The 18,445-nt window shown below is 66.9% G+C and carries 17 protein-coding genes and 1 pseudogene; 10 read left to right on the forward strand and 8 right to left on the reverse strand.

Annotated elements, in window-relative coordinates; genetic code table 11:
• Positions 1–141 precede the first annotated feature (141 nt).
• Together CXY91_RS00375 and CXY91_RS00380 are read right to left on the reverse strand one after the other, a co-directional pair.
• Positions 142–1,305: a glycosyltransferase family 4 protein gene (locus tag CXY91_RS00375; RefSeq protein ID WP_100958857.1), complete on the reverse strand. Its 1,164-nt coding sequence runs from the start codon at positions 1,303–1,305 to the stop codon at positions 142–144.
• Positions 1,306–1,331: 26 nt separating this feature from the next.
• Positions 1,332–1,889, reverse strand: coding sequence for a polysaccharide biosynthesis/export family protein (locus tag CXY91_RS00380; protein ID WP_100959047.1), 558 nt, complete (start codon positions 1,887–1,889; stop codon positions 1,332–1,334).
• 186 nt (positions 1,890–2,075) lie between these two features.
• Between CXY91_RS00380 and CXY91_RS00385 the strand changes: the two genes are divergently transcribed.
• The 8 genes and pseudogenes from CXY91_RS00385 to CXY91_RS00420 all read left to right on the forward strand — a co-directional run bounded on the left by CXY91_RS00385 (position 2,076) and on the right by CXY91_RS00420 (position 10,084).
• The gene (locus CXY91_RS00385) at positions 2,076–4,244 is read left to right on the forward strand and encodes a GumC family protein (RefSeq protein WP_100958858.1); all 2,169 of its coding nucleotides are present in this window, start codon (positions 2,076–2,078) and stop codon (positions 4,242–4,244) included.
• Positions 4,245–4,666: 422 nt separating this feature from the next.
• The gene (locus CXY91_RS00390) at positions 4,667–5,026 is read left to right on the forward strand and encodes an ArsR/SmtB family transcription factor (RefSeq protein WP_100958859.1); all 360 of its coding nucleotides are present in this window, start codon (positions 4,667–4,669) and stop codon (positions 5,024–5,026) included.
• Complete coding sequence (locus tag CXY91_RS00395) at positions 5,019–5,546, forward strand: arsenate reductase ArsC (RefSeq protein WP_100958860.1); 528 nt, start codon at positions 5,019–5,021, stop codon at positions 5,544–5,546. The genes CXY91_RS00390 and CXY91_RS00395 overlap by 8 nt, the downstream gene beginning before the upstream one ends.
• A pseudogene (gene arsC / locus CXY91_RS00400) lies at positions 5,546–5,970 on the forward strand (arsenate reductase (glutaredoxin)). Before CXY91_RS00395 ends, arsC begins: the two are co-directional and overlap by 1 nt.
• 7 nt (positions 5,971–5,977) lie before the next feature.
• Positions 5,978–7,030 carry an ACR3 family arsenite efflux transporter gene (gene arsB / locus CXY91_RS00405; protein ID WP_100958861.1) on the forward strand — a complete coding sequence of 351 codons (1,053 nt, stop codon included), beginning with the start codon at positions 5,978–5,980 and terminating at the stop codon, positions 7,028–7,030.
• Positions 7,031–7,088: 58 nt separating this feature from the next.
• Positions 7,089–7,403 (forward strand): ArsR/SmtB family transcription factor, encoded by a 315-nt coding sequence (locus CXY91_RS00410; protein WP_100958862.1) that lies wholly within the window; start codon positions 7,089–7,091, stop codon positions 7,401–7,403.
• A 57-nt stretch (positions 7,404–7,460) separates the two neighbouring features.
• Positions 7,461–8,858, forward strand: coding sequence for an FAD-dependent oxidoreductase (locus CXY91_RS00415; protein ID WP_100958863.1), 1,398 nt, complete (start codon positions 7,461–7,463; stop codon positions 8,856–8,858).
• Positions 8,855–10,084: an MFS transporter gene (locus CXY91_RS00420; protein WP_100958864.1), complete on the forward strand. Its 1,230-nt coding sequence runs from the start codon at positions 8,855–8,857 to the stop codon at positions 10,082–10,084. Before CXY91_RS00415 ends, CXY91_RS00420 begins: the two co-directional genes overlap by 4 nt.
• Positions 10,085–10,233: 149 nt before the next feature.
• Here CXY91_RS00420 and CXY91_RS00425 read toward each other — a convergent pair whose 3' ends face one another.
• From CXY91_RS00425 to CXY91_RS00450, 6 genes are all read right to left on the reverse strand, one after another.
• The gene (locus CXY91_RS00425) at positions 10,234–10,974 is read right to left on the reverse strand and encodes a ribonuclease activity regulator RraA (protein WP_100958865.1); all 741 of its coding nucleotides are present in this window, start codon (positions 10,972–10,974) and stop codon (positions 10,234–10,236) included.
• Between the two features lie 79 nt (positions 10,975–11,053).
• Positions 11,054–12,244 carry an enolase C-terminal domain-like protein gene (locus tag CXY91_RS00430; protein ID WP_100958866.1) on the reverse strand — a complete coding sequence of 397 codons (1,191 nt, stop codon included), beginning with the start codon at positions 12,242–12,244 and terminating at the stop codon, positions 11,054–11,056.
• A gap of 15 nt (positions 12,245–12,259) precedes the next feature.
• On the reverse strand, positions 12,260–13,021 hold the full coding sequence (locus CXY91_RS00435; protein WP_100958867.1) for an SDR family NAD(P)-dependent oxidoreductase: 762 nt from the start codon (positions 13,019–13,021) through the stop codon (positions 12,260–12,262).
• Positions 13,014–13,916 carry an ABC transporter permease gene (locus CXY91_RS00440; RefSeq protein ID WP_199777321.1) on the reverse strand — a complete coding sequence of 301 codons (903 nt, stop codon included), beginning with the start codon at positions 13,914–13,916 and terminating at the stop codon, positions 13,014–13,016. The genes CXY91_RS00435 and CXY91_RS00440 overlap by 8 nt, the downstream gene beginning before the upstream one ends.
• 4 nt (positions 13,917–13,920) lie before the next feature.
• On the reverse strand, positions 13,921–14,862 hold the full coding sequence (locus CXY91_RS00445; protein ID WP_248307295.1) for an ABC transporter permease: 942 nt from the start codon (positions 14,860–14,862) through the stop codon (positions 13,921–13,923).
• A 12-nt stretch (positions 14,863–14,874) separates the two neighbouring features.
• Positions 14,875–15,612 (reverse strand): FadR/GntR family transcriptional regulator, encoded by a 738-nt coding sequence (locus CXY91_RS00450; RefSeq protein WP_091830015.1) that lies wholly within the window; start codon positions 15,610–15,612, stop codon positions 14,875–14,877.
• 234 nt (positions 15,613–15,846) lie between these two features.
• On the opposite strand from CXY91_RS00450, the gene CXY91_RS00455 reads away from it, so the two are divergent.
• Both CXY91_RS00455 and CXY91_RS00460 read left to right on the forward strand, forming a co-directional pair.
• Positions 15,847–17,406, forward strand: coding sequence for an ABC transporter substrate-binding protein (locus CXY91_RS00455; protein ID WP_100958868.1), 1,560 nt, complete (start codon positions 15,847–15,849; stop codon positions 17,404–17,406).
• Positions 17,406–18,329, forward strand: a complete 924-nt coding sequence (locus CXY91_RS00460) for a 2-hydroxyacid dehydrogenase (RefSeq protein ID WP_100958869.1) — start codon at positions 17,406–17,408, stop codon at positions 18,327–18,329. Before CXY91_RS00455 ends, CXY91_RS00460 begins: the two co-directional genes overlap by 1 nt.
• The last annotated feature ends 116 nt before the right edge of the window (positions 18,330–18,445 follow it).

Here is an 18,445-nt window from a genome sequence, read left to right on the forward strand (position 1 = left end):
CTTGCCCATCATGTCCTCCCTCGCGGCGGCGTCGCCTCGCGCGCTGCGGAGGCAGGATTCGCCAATGGAGAAGGATATTCTACCCTCGATCGATGCCGGCGCCGGGTGCTCTGCTCGGCTGCAGAATCTTGGGGCAGCCGATCAGCCGCCGCGCTTGGCGAGCGCGGCCCGATAGGCGTCGAGGACGCCGTCGATCATCGCATTCAGGCAGAAATTGGCCCTGACATGCAGTGCGAGGTCGGCGGCCTCGGCGAGCCGCTCCGCCTCCGGTGTCGCCAGGGCCTTGCGGATCGCATCGGCCAGGATGGTCGGCTCGTTGGCGGAGATCAGACGGTCGGCATGCCTGGGGCCGTAGATCTCTTTGATGCCGCCGACATCGGTCGCGATCAGCGGCTGCGCTGCCGCGGCCGCTTCCAGGATCACATAGGGCAGCGATTCCGCCCGGGACGGGATCACCATGACATGCGCCTTGGCGAGCGCGGCGCGGATCGGCCCCGGCGGCTCGAACACGCATTGGCTCGCGACGCCTTGCTCGACGGTCATCTGCCGTAGCAGCGCCTCGTCCGGGCCGGAGCCAACGATCAGGATGCGCGGCGTCAACCCGTCGCGGCGCTTCAGCAGCGCGAGCGCCTCGATCAGCGTGTCGACGCCCTTGGCCGAGCGCAGTTCGCCGAGATAGACGAGGTCGAACGCGGCGTCGGCATGGTCGATCGGCTCGAATTCGGCTTCCGAGATGCCGTTCAGCACGACGCGATGGTCGGTGCGCGGCTTGTGCCCGACATGGGCCTCGAAGCGGCCTGCGATGAAGGCGCTCTCGAACAGGAACATGTCGGTCGCGCGCTCGAGCAGGCGCTCGATCGTCATGTAGACGCGGTGCTCGGCGCTGCCGGGCTTGTAGTTGAAGCTGCCGCCATGCGGCGTATAGGCGGTGATGTAGCGTCGGCGAGGCGAGACCAGCGCCGGCAGGCGAGCGTAGACGCCGCCCTTGGAGCCGTGCGCGTGCACGATCTGCGGTGCGATCCGATCGCGGATCGAGACCTGCGAGATCTGCGCACGCAGGTCGGTGAGGCTCGGATAGCGCGACATCGGCACGCGAGTGACGCCGAGCGAAAGCTGCGGTGCGAGCTCGGCGAAGACCTGATCGGCGCGGGCGCCGCCCGTCGTCGAATCGCAGAAGATGCCGACGGCATGGCCGCGCGCGATCTGGCCACGGGCGAGGTCGAGCACATGCCGGAAGAGCCCGCCGAGCGGTGCGCGGAAGACATGCAGGATCTTGAGCGGAGCAGAGCCGGCCGCAGCGGGCATGATGGCGGTATCCCGGGGAGAGCCGGTCAGAACCAGCGTTCCTTGATCACGATCGTGTCGCCGGGCCGGACCGGGTAGGTGATCGGCACCGTGCCGGTGACGAGTTGGCCGTCCATCAAGCGGGTGACCTCGGCATAGTTGCGCTGGCCGCGCGGCGTGAAGCCGCCGGCGATCGCCACCGCGGTCTGCATCGTCATGCCGTTGACGAACGGGAACTGGCCGGAATTGGTGACCTCTCCGAGCACGAAGAACGGCCGGTAGGCGTCGACCTCGACCGAGACCTTTGGCTCGCGCAGATAGCCGGCGCGCAGGCGCGCTTCGATCGCGCGCTCGAGCTGCTGCGTCGAGCGCCCCTGCGCCTCGACCGCGCCGATCAGCGGCATGGAGATGCGGCCGGAGCCGTCGACGGCATAGATGTTGGAGAGGTTGTCCTGCCCGAACACGATGACGCGCAGCTTGTCGCCGCTGGCGAGCTGGTAGGGCGCAGTCCGCTCGACGGCGAATTCAGGCGCTTCGATGCGCGGCGCGCAGCCGGCCACTGCGAGCGCAGCGGCAAGCGCCAGACGGACGGGATGTCTACTCATCATCACCGGCGAACCCTTCAGAATCTGTCTCTAGGGTTAGACCGACATGGTTAACAAAGGCTGAGCGCCGGGGCGCGGGATGTATTCCGGCGCCGCGCCGCTTTAACCCGCCAATAACCTTAATGCGCTCAGATGAGGTGACGTGCTCCCCCAGGGGCACAAGAGTTCTGCGTGAATGGAAGCCTCATGACCGCTCGCTACGATACCGTTGCGGCCGCCGGCGAGAGCCGCTCCGACCTGCTCGACTTGCCGGCTCTCTGGGCCGCGATCAAGGCGAAGAAGCTTTGGATCATCGGGCCGACATTGGCGGCGCTGGGCTTGTCCTTCGCCGCGGTCAACGTCATCCCGCCGCGCTATACCGGCCAGGCCCAGCTTCTGCTGCAGAGCCGCGACAGCTACTACACGCGGCCGGGCCAGTCCTCCGACAATTCCGGCCAGCAATTCGATGCCGAGGGCGTGCAGAGCCAGGTCCAGGTCATCATGTCGCGGGATCTGGCGCGCGAGGCGATCAAGCGCATCGGCCTTGTCGGCAATCCCGAATTCGACTCCGGAGCCGGCGCGCTCGGCGCGCTGAAGAAGGTCGGCGTGCTGCTCGGCATCGGCGCCCATCCGGCCGATCGCTCGCCGGAGGAGCGGGTGCTGGAGAAGTACTACGACCGGCTCCTGGTCTTCCCGGTCGGGCGCTCGCGCATCGTCGCGGTCGAGTTCACCTCGCAGGACCCGGCGCTCGCCGCCAAGGGCGCCAATGAGATCGCCGCCGCTTATCTCGACATGGAGGAGGCGGCCAAGCAGGACACCGCGCGCAGCGCCTCGTCCTGGCTTTCGACCACGATCGAGCCGCTGCGCAGGAAACTGGCTGAATCCGAGGCCAAGGTCGAGGAATTCCGCTCCCGCCACGGGCTGCTCGTCGGCGCCAACAACACCACGATCACCGCCCAGCAGCTCGCTGATCTGTCGACGCAGCTCTCCGCGGCGCGCAACCAGCAGGCCGAGTCGCAGGCCAAGGCCTCGATCATCCGCGACGCTATCAAGGCCGGCCGCACCTTCGAGATTCCGGATGTCGCCAATAATGAACTCGTCCGCCGGCTGATCGAGCAGCGCGTCAACCTGCGCGCCCAGATCGCACTGGAATCGCGCAACCTCCTGTCGGAACACCCGCGCATCAAGGAGTTGAACGCCCAGCTCGCCGATCTCGAAGGCCAGATCCGCGCCGCCGCCGAGCGCGCCGTGCGCACGCTTGAGAACGAGGCCAAGATCGCCGGCCAGCGCGTCGAGAGCGTTACCGCCGCCCTCGACGGCCAGAAGAAGACCGCCTCTGGCGCCAATGACGACGAGGTCCAGCTGCGCGCGCTCGAGCGCGAGGCCCGTACCCAGCGCGAGCAGCTCGAACAGTACATGCTGCGCTATCGCGAGGCGCTCGCCCGCGACGCGCAGAACGCGACCCCGGCCGATGCCCGCGTCATCTCGCGCGCCGTCGAACCGACCGCTCCTTCGTTCCCGAAGAAGCTGCCGACCATGGTCGTCGCGACGCTCGCGACCTTCCTGGTCACGCTGGCGGCGGTCGTCTCGCGCGAGATTCTGAATGGCGGAACCCCGGCGCCCGCCGAGGACGCGCCGCGCCGCAAGATGCGGGCACGTGCCGAGCCGCAGATGGAGGCGTCGGAAGAGGATGAGCAGGGCGCCGCGAAGACGGCGCCGGCGCGCCGCGAGCGTATTGCCGGCCTCCTGACCCATGGCGGGCGTGTCGGCCAGCTTCATCTCGATGTCGCCGACCCTGAGTCGGCGGCCGCCGATCTCGCGGCCTGCATCAACAAGCCGAGCGAAGGCCATGCGCCGCTCGTCGTGGTGCTGGACGGGGCCGAGCCCGGCGAGGCTTTGCCGCGGGCGCTGGCGCTGCTTCTCTCCGAGCGCAGCCGCTGCATCCTGGTCGACCTCGCCAGCGATTCCCGCGATCGGGCCGGCTTCTCCGAGCTGCTCGCCGGCGAGGCGATGTTCTCCGACATCATCACGCGCGAGCCGGATTCGCGTCTGCACGAGATCGCGCCGGGCCGGGCGGGGCGGGCGGCCGTGCTGGCGGCATCCGACATCGTCGACGTCGCGCTCGATGCGCTCTGCGAGACCTATGACTGGGTGCTGGTCGCCGCCACCTCGACCGATGAGGCGGAGGCGCTGGCGCCGCTGCTCGGCCGTGCTCAGGGCGCGCTGGTCATGGCCGGCCATGTCGGCAACGGCCATGCGGTCGAGGCTGCCTATCGCCTCACCGACCTGACCGGAGCCCCGATCGCACTCGTCATGGTCGATGCGCCGGAGACGATCGAGGTGCCCATGCCCGACAAGGAGCCGGCGCCGGCCTGAAGTGAAGGCGGACAACGCCGTCGGCAAAAACATTGTCTGAAGGGGTGCCTGTCGCGCCCTCGGTGCATTCGCAGAGAGGGGCCTGTCACCCGGCAGCCGACCGCTTGAGGAGCAGCCGGTATCCTGTTCCCATCTTGGCATGCGCCACCCGCGCCGGCTTGGCGATGAGCGCGGTCATTGCCTTGCGACGGCGATCGGCATCGTTCGCGTGACTGGCAACATGGCCGTCGAGCTTGTTGCGTAAGCTGTTGTCGCATTGGGGCGCGGCGACCTGAGGAGCGCTCCATACCAGCGCGACTGAAACCTTTGTGCTGGAAACTCTGGACCGGGGCGCTCTGACGAGGGGCTCGGATATTGGGCGGCTGGCCCGCTACCGCACTTGAGCCTTGCGTCGATCCAGATATGTCGATAAGTCTCGACATATGGAAAACGAGCAAGTCATCCTCGCTCTCGCCGCGATGGCGCAGGGTACCCGCCTCGACGTGTTTCGCCTGCTGGTGACGGCGGAGCCGGAGGGCCTGCCCGCCGGTGAAGTCGCGCGGCGCCTGGATGTCCCGCACAATACGATGTCCTCGCATCTTGCGATCCTCAGTCGCGCCGGGCTCGTCCGTTCCGAGCGCTTCAGCCGCTCGATCGTCTACAGGGCGGATCTCGACGCCCTACGTTCGGTCATCGCCTTCCTCCTCAAGGATTGCTGCGGCGGTCGCCCGGAGATCTGCGCTCCTCTTCTCGCCGAGCTCACCCCCTGCTGCCAACCTGCCAAGGTCACGACCGATGCCTGATCGCGTCCACAACGTGCTGTTTCTCTGCACCCATAATTCAGCGCGCTCGATCATGGCCGAGGCGCTGCTGAACCATCTCGGTGAAGGGCGCTTCCGCGCTTTTTCCGCCGGCAGCGAAGGCGGCCCTGGTCCGAAGCCCATGGCTATCAAAGTCCTGGAGGCGGAGGGCATTCCGACCACTGGACTGTCTTCGAAAACATGGGACGTGTTCGCCGCCCCCGGCGCTCCGGTGATGGACATGGTCGTCACCGTCTGCGACCAGGCGGCCGGCGAAGCTTGCCCGCTTTGGCCGGGCCGGCCGATCACCGCGCATTGGGGAATCGAAGATCCCTCGCACGTTGAGGGCAGCGAGATCGAGCGTGAGCGCGCCTTCGTGACGGCGCTGCGCTATCTGCGCAACCGTATCAATGTGCTGCTGTCGCTGCCGGTGGCCAGCCTTGACGAGATGGCGCTGGCGCAGCGTGTCAGGCAAATCGGTGCGCTCGAAGGCACGACTGGCCGTCGCCCAGAGGTGGCGTGATGGACGTCATCATCTATCACAATCCGGCGTGTGGGACGTCGCGGAACACGCTCGGCCTGATCCGCAATGCAGGTGTCGAGCCGCATGTGATCGAGTACCTGAAAACACCTCCGTCAAGGGCGCTGCTGCTGCAGCTCCTGGCCCGTGCGGAGCTGACGGTACGAGACATCCTGCGGGAGAAGGGCACGCCCTTGGCCGAGCTCGGCCTGGATGCGCCCGATCTTTCCGACGATGCCTTGCTCGCTGCCGTCGAGGCCAACCCAAATCTCATCAACCGGCCGCTCGTCGTCTCGCCAAAAGGTGTGAGGCTCTGTCGCCCCTGGAGGCCGTGCTGCCCTTGTTGCCGCCGCAGCTCGGCGAATTCCGCAAGGAAGACGGCGAACTTGTCGTCGACGCCGCCGGTCAACCCATCACTCCCGCCTGAGGCGCCAATGTCCACCTTCGAACGCTATCTGACCCTGTGGGTCGCCATGTGCATCGTCGTGGGCATCGGGCTCGGCCACGTCATGCCCGGTGTCTTTCAGGCCATCGGCGCGGCGGAGATCGCCAAGGTCAACCTGCCGGTCGCGGTGCTGATCTGGCTGATGGTCATTCCCATGCTGCTGAAGATCGACTTCGCGGCTCTCGGACAGGTCGGCCGGCACTGGCGCGGCATCGGCGTCACGCTCTTCATCAACTGGGCGGTCAAGCCCTTCTCGATGGCGGCTTTGGGCTGGTTCTTCATCGCCTGGCTGTTCCGTCCGTGGCTGCCCGCCGAGCAGATCAGCAGCTATATCGCCGGGCTCATCATCCTCGCCGCGGCGCCCTGCACCGCAATGGTCTTCGTCTGGTCGAACCTGACGAAGGGCGAGCCGCATTTCACGCTGAGCCAGGTCGCGCTCAACGACGCGATCATGGTCGTCGCCTTCGCTCCGATCGTCGGCCTGTTGCTCGGCCTGTCGGCGATCACGGTGCCATGGGGAACGCTGGTTTTCTCGGTCGTCCTCTATATCGTCATCCCAGTGATCGTCGCTCAGCTCTTTCGCAGCCGTATTCTGGCGAATGGCGGGCAGGCAGCGCTGGACCGCCTGCTCGGCAGGCTTGGTCCGGCCTCGCTCGTTGCGCTCCTTGCGACGCTCGTGCTGCTGTTCGGCTTCCAGGGCGAGCAGATCCTGGCGCAGCCGATGGTGATCGCGCTCCTGGCCGTGCCGATCCTCATCCAGGTCTATTTCAATGCCGGCCTCGCCTATCTGCTGAACCGGATTGCAGGCGAGCAGCACTGCGTCGCTGGACCATCCGCCCTCATTGGCGCCTCCAACTTCTTCGAGCTCGCCGTGGCGGCCGCGATCAGCCTGTTCGGCTTCAACTCTGGAGCAGCGCTTGCCACGGTCGTTGGCGTGCTGATCGAGGTTCCCGTGATGCTGACCGTGGTGTGGATCGTGAACGGCTCGAAGGGCTGGTATGAGCGCGGCGATAGCGTCAGGAAGGTCCAGGCTGCCGAGTAATTCGAGAACTTTGGAAATACCGATTGACAGCTTGCATCGAGCGGCGCAATCTATTTCCATGAAAGTCGAAGAAGTGGCGAAGCAGCTTGAGGCGCTCGGCAATCCGACCCGCCTTGAGCTCTACCGGGTACTGGTCCGTGCTGGCCACAGCGGTCTCCCGGTCAATCAGGTGCAGGAGCGTCTGGGCATTCCCGCCTCGACCCTCTCGCACCACATGCAGCGTCTCGTGCAGAACGGTCTGGTCTCGCAGGAGCGGCAGGCCACGACCTTGATCTGCCGGGCCGAATATCCCGCGATGGCCGCTCTCGTGGGCTTTCTCGCGGACGAGTGCTGTGTTGATGAAGCCTGCTCTACCTCCAATCAGGCCGCATGAGCCGCCTTTTTATTTGCCCAATAATTCCATCCTTCTAGAATAACAGGAGATGCAATCATGTTGGAGCTACCGATCGCCGTCATTGGCGCTGGTCCGGTGGGCCTCGCCGCCGCTGCCAACCTCGTTGCGCGCGGTCTTCCCGTGAAGGTCTACGAGGCCGGCGCGGCAGCCGGTGCGAGCGTCAGCGATTGGGGCCATGTTCGGCTGTTCTCGCCATGGGCGTACAACGTCGATCCGGCAGGTCGCGCGTTGCTGGAGAAGGCGGGATGGCAGGCGCCGGATGAGGCGGCCTATCCGACCGGCAGCGACCTCGTCAGCGCCTATCTTGCTCCGCTATCGCAAACGCCCGAGCTGGCGCCGGTTATCGAATATGGCGCACGGATCAAGGCGATCGGGCGGCGAGGCGTCGACAAGGTCGTCAGCCGTGACCGCGAGTTGCGCCCGTTCCAGCTCACCGTCGTCGACAGCGACGGCCGCGTCCGCCGTGAGCTCGCGCGGGCGGTGATCGACGCCTCGGGAACGTGGACGTCGCCGAACCCGCTCGGCGCGGGTGGCGTGGCGGCTGAAGGCGAGGAGGCCCTTGCCGATCGGATCGCCTACAGCATTCCCGATGTGCTCGGCCGAGACCGCGCAACCTATGCCGGGCGTACCACTGTCGTTGTCGGTGCCGGCCATTCTGCGGCCAATTTGCTGCTCGACCTGGCTGAGCTCGCCACCACCGGACCCGCTGCCAGGGCGATCTGGCTGACGCGCAGCAACAACCTGTCCCGCGTCTATGGCGGCGGCGCCAACGACCAGCTCGCCGCCCGCGGCGACCTCGGCCAGAGGCTGCGGCAGCTCGTCGAAGCGGGCAGCATCGAGCTCGTGACCAGTTTTGCGGCCACGGCCGTGCGGGAGGTGAATGGCCAGCTCGCACTCGACGGCGAGACGCCTGACGGTCTTCGCACGGTCTCAGCCGTCGATCGGATCGTCGTCTGCACGGGCCAGCGTCCTGACCTCTCCTTGACCCGCGAGCTGCGCATCGAGCTGGATCCTTGGCTGGAGAGCGCCAGGGCACTCGGGCCGATGATCGATCCCAACCTGCATTCCTGCGGCTCGGTGCCCCCGCATGGTCACCGCGAATTGGCCCATCCCGAACCCGGCTTCTATACGGTCGGCATCAAAAGCTATGGCCGCGCGCCGACCTTCCTGATGCTGACCGGCTATGAACAGGTCCGTTCGGTCGTCGCCGCAATCGCCGGCGACGTTGCCGCGGCTGACGCTGTCCAGCTCGTCCTGCCCGAAACCGGCGTGTGTACGACCGCGCCCGAAAGTGCAGGCGGGTGTTGTGGCGGTCCGGCTCCGAGCAGCATAGACGCCTGCTGTGCCGACGACGCCTCGGCCAAGGCGCAGGGCAAGACCGGTTGCGGCTGCGGCAGCTCATCGAAGATCGGCGAGACCGCTCAAGCGCAATGACGACTCCTGTCCACTCGCAAGCGAGCCCGGACCCCATCGCGGGGATCGGGCTCATCCTGGCTCTCGGCGTAACCCAGGTCGCCGGCTACGGCGCGCTTTATTACGCATTCGCGGTCCTTGCGCCTGAGATCACGAAGAGCTTTGGTTGGGCGCCCGAATGGACCTATGGCGGCTTTGCGCTCGGACTGCTCGCCGGTGGCTTTGCCGCCCCTTTGGCCGGGCGCCTGATCGACATATACGGCACGCGCCGGATGATGAGCATCGGCTGCGTGCTGGCGAGCCTGTCGCTCTTTGCCCTGTCCAAGGCGGAAGGGCTGATCAGCTATTACGCGGCGATGATCGCCCTTGAGGTCGTCTCGACGCTGGTTCTCTATGACGCCGCCTTTACGGCTCTAACGCAGGCTCATGGCGCGAATGCTAGGCGCGCGATCAGCAAGCTGACGCTGATCGGCGGCTTCGCCTCGACGTTGTTCTGGCCGCTCACGACCGCATTGCTGGCAGAGGCGGACTGGCGCGCGATCTATCAGATCTACGCCATGGGCTACCTGCTCCTGGCCCTGCCTTTGCACGCCTTGCTGCTGCCTCGCAGCCTGTCGATGCACGCCGCAAAGCCCTCTCGACCAACCGACGCGACAGCTGCCGGCGGCTATCTCGCCGGGGCCTCTCGCCGACGCGCCTTCGTCCTGTTGGCTGTCGCGTTCTCGCTGCAGGGCTTCGTCGTCTCGGCCATGTCGGTTCACATGCTGACGCTGCTGCAGGGCTTCGGCTTCAGCGCGGCGCTCGCGGTCACATTCGGAGCCTTGGTCGGCCCATCTCAGGTGACCGGGCGGCTCATCGAGATGCTCTTCGGTACCAATGTGCCTCCGGTGACCACGGCATGGGTCTCCGGCGCCCTCATGCCGCTCGGGTTCGTTCTGCTGGTTTTTGGTGGCGGCACCGCTGCGTTCGCCGGACTATTCGCCATCGCGTACGGCGTCAGCATGGGCTTGAGCTCGATCGTGCGCGGCACCGTACCGCTCCAGCTTTTCGGCCCCGCCGGCTATGGCGCCATGCTCGGCAAATTGTCCGCGCCAGGCCTCGCTATCCGCGCTGCGGCGCCGCTTGCATTCGCCGTCATGATGGAACGTGCCGGGCTTTCGGCGAGTGCGGCCGTGCTGGTCGCACTCTCCGGTGTCGCTGCTCTGGCTTTGCTCCTCCTTGCCCGGGCGGCTACCACAGAGGGCTAGGCGGCGGCGCCGGCCATTGCGAGCACTGCGGCAGTCTGGAGCTTGGAGCCAATTCCAATCAGCGGAGCTCCGGTGTCCGCTTCCGGGCAGCAAAGCCCTAAGCTCCGCCCAGCCCAGAGCCCCTGCATGTCGAAAGGCAGCGCGCAACCTCAATCGTGCTGCTGCTCCGCTTTCCACGCCAGGTATTCGGCTTCGGCATCCTGAGCGAGCGGATAATAGCGCCGAAGATCCCCGCCCTTCGACAGCATGATGCGGGAGAAATCCTCCCATTCGGCATGATGGCTGCCGGCCTCGAGCAGCCTCTCCGCATAGGCAATGGGAACGCAGATCGCCCCGTCATCGTCGGCGATGATGATGTCGCCCGGCCTGACATAAGTGCCGCCACAGGCTATCGGCACGTTGACCGCATGCGGCATCAGCGTCGTCTGGGTGTGGAAGTTCGGCGAAGTGCCGCGCATCCAGTAGCCGATGTCGAGCGCGAACGCCTTCGCCGCATCGCGGATCACCCCGTCGATGACCATGCCAGCGCCGCCCTTGCCGGCGAAATAGGTCAGCATCATCTCGCCGAAGATCCCACTCTGCATGTCGCCGCGGGCATCGACGACGACGACGTCGCCGGCCTCGACATGATACAGCGCGTGCCTGTGAAGCTGCTTCTCGCGATCGGCGTACTCGTCGTCGCCGTAGAGATCCTCGCGTTTCGGCATGAATTGCAGCGTGAGGGCGGGGCCGGCGATGGCCTTGCCGCGCGAGTGCGGCACGGCTCCCGCGATGAACGGGTTCCGGATGCCCATCTTGTAGAGTTCGCTCGACGCGGTGGCCGTGCCGATGCCGGCGAGTCCGTCGAGAAGCGCCTTGGCGGGACGGTTGATCGTGGGGATGTCGAACATGCGTCGTTCCTGATGGTTGCCGGCGTGATCGGGGCGTGATGAGCGCTTCTGCGGATCGACGAGATCGCGAGGCGACCTCTCAAAGTCCGCCGACGACCGGATGCCAGTCGGGGCGGTAAGGGTCCTGGTGGAAGCGGGCGTAGTAGTCGCCCTTCTCCTCGTAGAGCGCGCCGTAATGGCGCATCTTGTCCTCGTCGAGCGCGACGCCGAGGCCTGGGCCGGTCGGCACGCGGATGGTGCCGTCCTCATAGGGCATTAGCCCGCCCTCGATGATGTCGTCGGTCAGGTAGTGGTAATGGGCGTCGCCGGAGAAGCTCATCTCGGGGATGGTCGCGGCGGTGTGCAGCATGGCGGCGAGCTCGATACCGAACTCGGCGCCCGAATGCATGGCGACGCCGAGCGCGAAGGTCCGGCAGATCGCGGCGAGGTCCTTCACGCCGCGCGGGCCTTCCCAGTAGTGGATGTCGGTCAGGACGATATCGACCGCTCCGAGGCGGATGGCGGGGCCGAGATCGTCGAACTTGGCGGGGTACATGTTGGTGGCGATCGGGATGCGCACCGCCTTGCGCACGGCGGCATTCCCTTCGAGCCCCCAGGCGGGGTCCTCGAAATATTCCATGCCGACGGCCTCCAGCCGCTGGCCGATGCGGATTGCCGTCGGCACCGACCAGACGCCGTTGGGATCGATGCGCAGGCCGAAATCCGGTCCCATGCGCTCACGGCAGGCTTCGACCGCCGCCGCTTCGATCTCGGGCGAGAGCACGCCGGCTTTCAGCTTCATCGCCTTGACGCCGAGCGTCTCGTGCAATTCCTGGCAGAGATCGGCCATGTCCTGCGGATGCTCGTCATGGCCGCCGCCCGGCCGGTCATAGCGCCAGAACAGATAGGCGATCATCGGGATGCGGTCGCGAACCGGCCCGCCGAGGAGGTCGCAGAGCGGACGGCCGAGCGCCTTGCCCTGGATATCGAGGCAGGCCATCTCGATCGCGGCATAGAGCCGGGCATTGGAGAGGTAATAGATCGCCCTGAGCGTCTTCAGCTTGATCAGCTCGAGATGGAACGGGTCCATGCCGATGATGCGCGGCTTCAGCTTCATCAGCGCACCGCGCTGGTCGCCGCCGCCGACCTCGCCCAGGCCGACGAGACCCTCGTCGGTGACCAGTTCGAGGATGGTGCGCAGGAAATAGCCGGGATGGACCCCGGTATTGTGGCGAAGCTGCGTGTTGAGCGGGATCGCCACGCAGCGCACCCTCATGTCGACGATCTTCATCAGCCCAAAATCTCCCTAGAGATGCATGCCGCCATCGACGAAGAGCGTCGTGCCGGTGATGTAGCGGGCGGCGTCGGAGGCCAGGAACAGTGCGACCTCGGCGCAGTCTTCCGGCGTGCCCAGGCGGTTCGCCGGGATGCGGGCGAGCACCGCCTCGCGATAGGCGTGGTCGGCCAGCGCCTCGCGATTGCGCGCGGTCGCGATCGCGCCCGGCGCCAGCACGTTGCAGGTGACGCCTTTGGCGGCGACCTGGCGGGCGATACTGCGGACCATGCTCTCCAGCGCCGCCTTGCTCGCGGCATAGGCGAGCATCTGCGGATGTTCCCTGACCTGCTGGATCGAGCCGATCGCGATCAGCCGGCCGAAGCCGCGCTCCGCCATCGCAGGGACGAAGGCCTGCATCAGCCGGTAGTTGGCAGCGAGGTTGAGCTCCCATTGCCGGTCGAGAGCGGCACGCTCGAAACCATGCCAGGGCGCCCGTTCCTGCAGGGCGGCGTTGAGCACGAGGATATCGATCCCGCCGAGCCGCGCGGTCGTTTCGGCGATCAGGCGCTCGACCTGCGCAGGCCGGCTCAGGTCGGCGGCGATGCCGAGCGCCGCCGCCGCCGCGAGGCAGGCGCCGTCGAGCTCATTGCCTGCCGCCGGGCCGTTGAGGCAGATGATGGCGCCGGAGTGCGCGAGCGCGGTCGCGATGGCGAGCCCAATGCCCTGCGTCGCACCCGTGACGAGCACCCGGCGCCCCGTCAGGTCGACCTGGAGGCGTGCGGGCTCAGCCATGGCTGTCACCGAGCCTCGCGTCGAAGGCGTCGCGCACCGCGTCACCGAGGAAATTCAGCGCGAGCACGGTCAGGAAGATGGCGAGCCCGGGAAAGAAGCTCATCCACCAGGACTGGTAGAACTGGATGCCGGTCGCGACCATGTAGCCCCAGCTCGGCGTCGGCGGCTGCACGCCGAGGCCGAGGAAGGAGAGGGCGCTTTCGGTGATCAGCGCCTGCGAGGCGGAGAGCGAGCCGTAGACGATGACGTTGCCGGAGACGTTCGGCCAGATGTGCTTGAACAGGATGCGCAAAGGCCGCGCGCCGGCTGCCTGCGCCGCCACGACATAATCGGCCTCGCGCAGGGACAGCACTTCGGCCCGCACCAATCGGGCGAAGCCGGGCATCTTGGTAATGGCGATGGCGAGCATCGCATTGACGAGGTCGGGGCCGAGCACGGCGACGATCGAGAGCGCCAGCACGAGCAGCGGGAAGGCGAGGAAAGCGTCCATGATCCGCATGATCAGCGCGTCCCAGCGCCCGCCGAGCCAGCCGGAGACCAGCCCGAGCAGCGAGCCGGCGATCAGCGCGAGCCCGATTGCGAAGATCACGACCTGAAGAGAGACGGTGGCGCCATGCAGCACGCGCGAAAGCACGTCGCGGCCGATCTCGTCGGTGCCGAACCAGTGCGCCGCGCTCGGCGGCATCGAGAAGGCCTCAGGATCGATATCGACCGGCGAATAGGGCGAGAGCCAGGGCGCGAGCAGCCCGAGCGCGACGATGACGGCGAGCACGATCGTGCCGAAGCGACCCTGCCAGGAGCCGAGGATGCGGCGCAGGATGATGGCGCCGGGCGAGCGCGGAGCGCGCTGCGTCGCGGTGGCGGCGGGGGGCATCGATCCGGTCACGGCCGCCATCGCCTCACGCCTTCACGCGCGGGTCGAAGGCCCGGTAGAGCAGGTCGGTCAGGAGGTTCACCGCGAAGACCGCGATGACGATGAACAGGATCGCGCCCTGGATGACCGGGAAGTCGCGTTGGAAGATGCCATCGACCAGCATGCGGCCGAGGCCGGGCAAGGCGAAGACCGTCTCGGTCACGACCGCGCCGCCGAGCAGGGCGCCGATCTGCAGGCCGATGACGGTGACGATCGGGATCAGCGCATTGCGCAGCGCATGCCGGACCAGGACGAGGCGCTCGCTCAAGCCCTTGGCCCTTGCGGTGCGGATATAGTCCATCGACAGCACCTGCAGCATCGAGGCGCGGGTCTGGCGCATGACGAGCGCGGCGAAGGCGGTGCCGATCGTCAGCGCCGGCATCACCATCAGCGTGAGGTTGCCGCCGGGATCGTCGAGGAAGCGGATATGGCCGGAGGGCGGCAGCCAGCCGAGCTTGAGCGAGAACAGCATGATCAGCAGCACGCCCATCCAGAAATAGGGCACCGCGACGGAGGACATGGCGATCAGGCTCGCCGCCACATCGATCAGGCTGCCGCGGAAGCGCGCGGCGAGGATGCCGGCGGGCATGCCGATGGCGACCGCGATCAGGATCGAGATGAGGCCGAGCTCGAGCGTCACCGGGATGCGCGCAGCCAGCATCGCGCCGACATCCTCGCGGGTGCGCAAGGAGCGGCCAAAATCGCCCTGCGCGACGCGGGCGAGCCAGGTGACGTAGCGGACCGGGGCCGGCTGATCGAGACCATACTCGATGCGCACGGCGGCGCGCTGCTCGGGGCTCGCCTGCTCGCCGAGGATGGTGACGGTCGGGTCGCCCGGCAGCAGGTTGGTGAGCGCGAAGACGATGATGGTGACGAAGAACGCCACCGGCAGCATCTGCGCGAGCTTCTTGGCCAGATAGGGCAGCACGGACGCGATCCCTCAGTAGCGATCGAGCCGGCGGTGGTCGCGGGCGATCTCGGCGATGACGGCGTCGGACACCGCGAAATGGGTGGTCATGGCGATGCGCGCCGCCGCAGGGTCGCGGGCCTTGATCGCATCGACGATGGCTTGATGACGGGCGACCGTCGCGGCCGGGTCGCGCAGGTCGCGCTGCATGCCGAGCGCGCGTTGGGTGAACTTGATGGTGTCGACGAGCGCGCTCACCAGATGCTCGAGCAGCGCGTTGCCGGAGCAGCGCGCCAGGGCGACATGGAAGGCAAGGTCGCCCTGCAGCCAGCGCTCGAAATCGCCGTCGATATTGGCGCGCATCTTCTCCAGCGCGACCTCGACCGGCTCGACCTGGAGCGGTGTCGCCCGCTCGGCAGCCAGCGCCGCGACTTCGACCTCGATGGCGCGCCTGAGTTCGACCGCCTCGCGCAGGCCATTGTCGGTGACGCGAACGGCGAGGCGCAGGAACTGGTCGAGCGGGGCAACCGAAAGCCCCCTCACCGTGGTCGCCTTGCCCTGCTGGATCTGGACGATGCCCAGCGCCGAGAGGCGCCCGAGCGCCTCGCGCACCACCGGCTTCGAGACATTGAGCCGTTTGGCGAGCTCGGATTCCGACGGCAGCTGATCGCCTGCGCGATAGACGCGCTCGGCGACCCGGTCGATGACGAACTGCGTCACCGCTTCGGTCAGGCGCTGCTTATCATGTTGAAGGGCGGTGATCTCACTCATAACATATCAGATAAGCTTGCTCGAGGACGGCGTCAACAATTATGCGACGCTACCAAGATCGCTCGGGCGTAGATGTCGCCTGCCTAGTGTAGGCTGCAATGGGGCATCGTGGCTTGCTGTCAAAGCAGGCTCTGCGTTGGTCGCGCAAAAAAGCAATTGCCTATCTCATAACATATCTGATAGGTGCCTTCTCCGTCGGCGCCGACGAAGAGCGCCTTGGAGGAGATCACGCCAATGGCCCTGATTTCACGTCGCGATCTTTTGCTGGGCGCGTCCGGTGCAGGTCTCATCGCCGGGCTGCCCGGCCTTGCCTTCGCGCAAGGGGCGCCGGTGCGCGGCGGCACCATCGTCGCATCGATGGACCTGCAGCCGAAGAGCCTCGACCCGATCATGGGCGATGCACCGACCTCGGATCGCTACGCCCTGATCCAGATGTTCGAAGGGCTGCTGAAGTTCGACGTACAGGGCAATCTCCAGCCCTCGCTGGCAACGAGCTGGCAATGGTCGGAAGACAAGAAAACCGTCGTCTTCAAGCTGCGCGAGGGCGTCGTCTTCCACGACGGCGAGCCCTTCGACGCCGAGGCGGTGGTGTTCAACATCGCCCGCGTCGTGGCGCCGAACTCGACCGCGCCGCGCACCCCGGACCTCGCGGATATCGCCGGTGCCGAGGTGGCCGGGCCGATGGCCGTCAGGATCAACCTGAAGCAGCCCTCCGGCGCGGCGCTGGCCTCGCTCGCGGTGGAAGCCGGGATGATGTGCTCGCCGGCGGCGCTGAAGAAGCTCGGGCAGGATTTCGGCCGCCAGCCGGTCGGGACCGGCCCCTACAAGTTCGCGGAATGGGTCGGTGGAAGCCAGATCCGCTTTACCCGCAACGAGCGCTATTGGCGCGACGGCACCGACGGCAAGAGGCTGCCCTATGCCGATGCCGTGACGCTGCGGATCATCCCGACCACGGCGGTCAAGATGGTCGAGGTCAAGTCGGGCGGGGTGCATCTCGTCGACGGCGTCACGCCGCGCGATTTTGAGGAGGTCGAGAAGAATCCGGCGCTGACGCTGGTCGCGGTGCCTCCGGGCATCGCGCAATGGCTGACCTTCAACGTCTCGAAGGGCATCTTCGCCAATCCCCACCTGCGCGCCGCCGTCAACCACGGCATCGACCGCAACGTGCTGATGAAGGGCATCACCCGCGGCTTCGGCGCGGTGACGCCGACCTGGGTGCCGCCGAGCGACTGGTCCTATGACGCGAGCGTGCCGCAGCCGAAGCTCGATCCGGCCAAGGTCCAGGCCCTGCTCAAGGAGGGCGGCCAGCCCAACGGCTTTACCTGCAAGCTCTCGATCATTCAGCGCGATCCCGACACGCAGGTTGCGCAGATCGTCCAGGCCCAGCTCAAGCCGTTCAAGATCAACATGGAGATCGAGATCCTGGAGCGGCAGGCCTGGGTGCCGAAGGTGCTCGGCCTGCAGCACGAACTGGCGATGGGCCGCGTCAATGTCCCGCGCGCCGACCCCGACCATGTTTTCGGCCCGTTCTTCGGACGCACGGCAGCGCAGAATTGGTCCGGGATCAAGGACGAGGAGGTCTTCCGCCTGGTCGACCAGGGCCGCGAGGAGACCGAGCAGGCCAAACGCAAGGCGATCTACAAGGAGCTCCAGACCGCGCTGAACAGGAACGACTACTATTCCTGGCTGTTCTTCCGCGAGGCGCGTCATGTCGCGCGCAAGGAACTCCGGAACATCGTGCTCGATTCCGGTGGCGCCTGGCAGCTCGCCGAAGCCTGGCTCGCCAAGGCCTGATGCGGCCCGTCACCATCCTCGTTCTTTCGTCCGGGGTGCCCGCGGCGACGATCGCGGCGCTGGCGGAGCGCTTCGACGTGCTCGGACCAGGTGACGCCCCGGAGATCGAGGCACTCGTCTCTTCTCATGGTGCCCGCATCCGCGGCATCGCCACGACGGGCAAGGCGCGGCTGGATCGTGCGTTGCTCGCCAGGCTGCCGGCGCTCGAGCTTGTCGCCTGCTACAGCGCCGGGCTGGACAAGATCGATACGGAGGCTCTCGCCGAGCGCGGTATCCCTCTCACCAACAGCTCGACCGCACTCGCCGACGAGGTCGCCGACCTTGCCATTGCGTTGATGGTGATGGCCCGGCGGCGCCTCGTCGCTGCCGATGCCCATGTCCGCAGCGGCGCCTGGGCCAAGGATGCGTTTCCGCTCGGTCGCTCGGTGACGGGACGACGAATCGGCCTGCTCGGTCTCGGCCATATCGGCAGCGCCATAGCCCGCCGCGCCGAGGCGATGGGCATGCAGCCGCGCTACTGCACGCGCCGGCCGGTCGCCGAATGTGCCTATCCCCACCATGCCGATGCGCGGGCGCTCGCCGCCGACAGCGATGTCTTCGTCATCGCCTGCCCGGGCGGGACGGCCAATCGCGGTCTGGTCGACCGCAGCGTCATCGCAGCGCTTGGGCCCGACGCCACGCTGGTCAACATCGCGCGCGGCGAGATCGTCGACGAGCCGGCCCTTGTCGAAGCGCTGGCATCGGGTCGGCTTGGCAGCGCCGGGCTCGACGTCTTCGCCGACGAGCCTGACGTCCCGCTGGCCTTGCGGCGGCTGGACAATGTCGTGCTCGCCCCGCATCTCGGCAGCGCGACCATCGAGACCCGAACGGCTATGGGCGAGAGCGTCGTCCGATCCCTGGAGCGGCTGTTGAACCCGGTGTGAAGACGGATGGTCTTGGCCGGCTACTCCGGCCGATTATCGCTCTTAGCGGCAGCGTCCGCTTGCAGGCGATCTGCCGATGTCCAGACATGGCGCTCTGTTGCTTGCCCGGCCGGCCT

Source organism: Allobosea sp. FBZP-16, from assembly GCF_002831785.1.
In the GTDB taxonomy this organism is placed as follows: Bacteria; Pseudomonadota; Alphaproteobacteria; order Rhizobiales; family Beijerinckiaceae; genus Allobosea; species Allobosea lupini.

What these genes read in the sequence shown, in the direction of transcription:
- CXY91_RS00375 (WP_100958857.1), bottom strand. Translation starts at nt 1,305, where the DNA reads ATGCCCGCTGCGGCCGGCTCTGCTCCGCTCAAGATCCTGCATGTCTTC.
- CXY91_RS00380 (WP_100959047.1), bottom strand. Translation starts at nt 1,889, where the DNA reads ATGAGTAGACATCCCGTCCGTCTGGCGCTTGCCGCTGCGCTCGCAGTG.
- CXY91_RS00385 (WP_100958858.1), top strand. Translation starts at nt 2,076, where the DNA reads ATGACCGCTCGCTACGATACCGTTGCGGCCGCCGGCGAGAGCCGCTCC.
- CXY91_RS00390 (WP_100958859.1), top strand. Translation starts at nt 4,667, where the DNA reads ATGGAAAACGAGCAAGTCATCCTCGCTCTCGCCGCGATGGCGCAGGGT.
- CXY91_RS00395 (WP_100958860.1), top strand. Translation starts at nt 5,019, where the DNA reads ATGCCTGATCGCGTCCACAACGTGCTGTTTCTCTGCACCCATAATTCA.
- arsB (WP_100958861.1), top strand. Translation starts at nt 5,978, where the DNA reads ATGTCCACCTTCGAACGCTATCTGACCCTGTGGGTCGCCATGTGCATC.
- CXY91_RS00410 (WP_100958862.1), top strand. Translation starts at nt 7,089, where the DNA reads ATGAAAGTCGAAGAAGTGGCGAAGCAGCTTGAGGCGCTCGGCAATCCG.
- CXY91_RS00415 (WP_100958863.1), top strand. Translation starts at nt 7,461, where the DNA reads ATGTTGGAGCTACCGATCGCCGTCATTGGCGCTGGTCCGGTGGGCCTC.
- CXY91_RS00420 (WP_100958864.1), top strand. Translation starts at nt 8,855, where the DNA reads ATGACGACTCCTGTCCACTCGCAAGCGAGCCCGGACCCCATCGCGGGG.
- CXY91_RS00425 (WP_100958865.1), bottom strand. Translation starts at nt 10,974, where the DNA reads ATGTTCGACATCCCCACGATCAACCGTCCCGCCAAGGCGCTTCTCGAC.
- CXY91_RS00430 (WP_100958866.1), bottom strand. Translation starts at nt 12,244, where the DNA reads ATGAAGATCGTCGACATGAGGGTGCGCTGCGTGGCGATCCCGCTCAAC.
- CXY91_RS00435 (WP_100958867.1), bottom strand. Translation starts at nt 13,021, where the DNA reads ATGGCTGAGCCCGCACGCCTCCAGGTCGACCTGACGGGGCGCCGGGTG.
- CXY91_RS00440 (WP_199777321.1), bottom strand. Translation starts at nt 13,916, where the DNA reads ATGGCGGCCGTGACCGGATCGATGCCCCCCGCCGCCACCGCGACGCAG.
- CXY91_RS00450 (WP_091830015.1), bottom strand. Translation starts at nt 15,612, where the DNA reads ATGAGTGAGATCACCGCCCTTCAACATGATAAGCAGCGCCTGACCGAA.
- CXY91_RS00455 (WP_100958868.1), top strand. Translation starts at nt 15,847, where the DNA reads ATGGCCCTGATTTCACGTCGCGATCTTTTGCTGGGCGCGTCCGGTGCA.
- CXY91_RS00460 (WP_100958869.1), top strand. Translation starts at nt 17,406, where the DNA reads ATGCGGCCCGTCACCATCCTCGTTCTTTCGTCCGGGGTGCCCGCGGCG.